The 2,715-nt window shown below is 40.2% G+C and carries 3 protein-coding genes; all 3 read right to left on the reverse strand.

Going from position 1 to position 2,715, the window contains the following annotated elements; all coding sequences use genetic code 11:
* Nucleotides 1–21 precede the first annotated feature (21 nt).
* A complete protein-coding gene (locus AB4238_RS22330) occupies nucleotides 22–1,023 on the reverse strand; it encodes a phytanoyl-CoA dioxygenase family protein (protein WP_372035816.1) in 1,002 nt (333 codons plus the stop codon).
* Entirely contained in the window at nucleotides 1,016–1,933 is a 918-nt protein-coding gene (locus AB4238_RS22335; RefSeq protein ID WP_372035818.1) for a phytanoyl-CoA dioxygenase family protein, read from the reverse strand. The genes AB4238_RS22330 and AB4238_RS22335 overlap by 8 nt, the downstream gene beginning before the upstream one ends.
* 140 nt (nucleotides 1,934–2,073) lie before the next feature.
* A complete protein-coding gene (locus AB4238_RS22340; protein WP_372035820.1) occupies nucleotides 2,074–2,514 on the reverse strand; it encodes a hypothetical protein in 441 nt (146 codons plus the stop codon).
* Nucleotides 2,515–2,715 lie beyond the last annotated feature (201 nt).

Genomic DNA, 2,715 nt, shown 5'->3' on the forward strand with positions numbered 1-2,715 from the left:
ACCGTGAAAGATCAACAACTCCTAGTTTTTCAAATCAAATGGGTAAAAATTAATATACTGGGCAATTCGTGGTTGCTGAGTAACATTTGGTCGACTGCCGTGAGGTAATGCATGATGCCAGATGATCAAGTCTCCAGCTTGTGCAGCAATGGCTTTTGAGCCTAGTGAGTGTAAATCTTGTTGCTGTGGATCTTGGTTTTTATCTAGGTTGGTGAGCCATTCTTGTAATTTATGTTGGAAGCTTGGCACTAATGTGAGAGCACCTTGTTCTGCACTGGTATCGGTCAAATAAAGTATACCTTGGGTGCAAAATGAATCAGGTTTATTAAGATCCATATCCCAATGTAAGTCAGGACCAGGAAAATCATAACCCGTTTTCAGTGGGGGATGGAAGCTACAACGATCAGCGGAACACCATAAATCAGTCGTCCCCCAAAGCTGACTAAAAGCCTTATGAATTTTGATATTGTTTCGGTTGTGCTGAAGTGCACTGTGTTGGATCAGCTCCACCATAATTTGGCTATCATTTTTTCCATACCAAGTACTTGGTTCGTCAGGAATCGCTTGGATATGTTGCCAGATAGCCTGTTCCGCAGCCCTACTATCTTCTATGCTCACTGCATTTTTAACAATCACATAACCAAACTCTTGCCAGTGCTTTAAATCAGCTCTGTCCAAAACATCTGGGTGCTCATCGATAAACTTAAACTTTTCTGCGGTTATTTTTGATAGAGGAGCATGCACAATTGCATGATTAAACCTTTGCACGACTTCATCTGAAAGTAGCACAGCATTGTGTTTGATCCATGATTCAAATTGTTGAAAAGTGGGCCTCTCGGTATACAGATAAAATAGGCCTTGGTGTAAACCTATGCCTAAAGCACTAAGTAACAGGCGGTTAACATGGTAATCTTGATGAGCAATAGATTGCTTATTTTCTTGAATTGTATGCCAAAACCTCTTTAATTGATAAAGGTTGAGCTCTCCTACATCCTCTATGTTGACAAGGGAAGTGTCAGTCATTTTCTCTCAACTCTGAAGGTACAGGATAGTCAGGGTGCTCCACTGGAAATATCGCCCATACAGCAGGTATAGCAGGCTCCTTTTTGGCGCGCATTTGAGTAACAAGTTGCGACTGGTTAACTTTCCTTAAAGGGTAAAAATGCTGCCAACCATCAGGTATGTGTTGTGCGCGTTCTAGTACCAAAGCCATAAACTGTTTGCGGATATCTGCCCACACTTCTGACTGAGACTGACTTTCAATAATACCTTGCACACATCTTAGTTCTAAATAAATGGTTCTGCGACACCCTGGAGAGCGTTTCGGTTGAGAGCCATGTAAAATCATCATGTCTTGAATCAGAATATCGCCAGCTTTGGCTGGTTGCTCTATAGTGCCAGGTATCTCCCAACCGTGTTTTTGCGAGAGTTGTTGAATATCTTCTAATTTGTGTTGAGTGCCAGGGACATAACGCAAACAACCATCACCTTCGGGGGCGTCGTCCAGATATATGCCAACATTCAGATAAGGGTAAGTTCTAGGATGTTGTGCTCCTTGATGCCAGTTAATAACAGGATGAGGGTGCTGTTGTTTATACAATATATCCATTGCTATTGGAATTGCCCCTATTCCACAAAGCTTTTCACTTAGAGTAATAAGTGCTGGGCATGCAAGTAACTCTATTGAGGCTTCTGTTTGTAACTCTATCATGTTGTCGTAGCGCATTAACCTCGGTCCAACGGGATCTTGTACAATACAATAATCACCGCTTTGAGTCCCCTGCTCGTATTCAGCCAAAGCTTGTTTTTCAAGTTTGTCTGCAATATTTCGCCATTGTTGAAGCAGTGAGGTAGGTAATGCGTTCTCTAATAAAAGATAACCAGTTTGTTCAAACTGACGAATCGAATCATTGGATATCTCCAAATTAGACATAAACTTCCCTATTGGTTTTTACTTTATGAACTAGCGCTTATGTTAGTCCTTTATGTTTACCGAAAATTAAGTCTGCCTTATAACTGCGTCCATTCCATGACAAGCTTATACTTCCCGACAAAAAACCAAACAAAATAAAATCAATCGCTTAAGCTAGAATACACAAGGCCGACATTGTTAATGTTAACCCCTTGGTTAAATGGCAATTCATCAATCTCATAGGCATCACAGTGTTCGCATGTCAGCCTATAAAATATTTCTGTGTCCAGAGGGATCTCATGCAAAGTGATATTTAGTGCCTGCTGTTTAGTCTGCTCCAAGCTAACCTTATCTTGATTAATAATATGCTCAAAATCACTATCTGTAGCGATTTCCCATGCTACTCTCATAAAATCGTGATTTTGGTCGGCTATCAATTGCAACTTAAGATTGAAGTCGTTGATAACTGGAGCTTTTGGGATGTCGTTACCACCAGGAATAAAACCATTTGATGCCTGAGCAGAGGTCATGCCGCCAACAGCAGTTGCTATAACCAAAGCTGAACCAGATATAAGAAATGAACGACGAGAAATTTTTTTCACGGTATTTTACCCTTCTGAATTCTATATAAGCTATAAAAACAACATGAGCTAGTAATATTAATGACATATCACCAAGCTCATACACTCAAGGTCTTTAGTAGGTGCATAATAGGTATGTTTAGAATACTAAATTAGACCTTACGCATGAATTTATAGCAGGATAAGCATCGATTGCCTAGTATTCATACCAATTGCATTAAA

It is taken from the genome of Shewanella sp. 10N.286.45.A1 (genome assembly GCF_041470405.1).
GTDB lineage: Bacteria > Pseudomonadota > Gammaproteobacteria > Enterobacterales > Shewanellaceae > Shewanella.

Excerpts from the sequence above, each read along its gene's own strand:
- AB4238_RS22335 (WP_372035818.1), bottom strand. The coding sequence starts at position 1,933 with ATGTCTAATTTGGAGATATCCAATGATTCGATTCGTCAGTTTGAACAA.
- AB4238_RS22330 (WP_372035816.1), bottom strand. The coding sequence starts at position 1,023 with ATGACTGACACTTCCCTTGTCAACATAGAGGATGTAGGAGAGCTCAAC.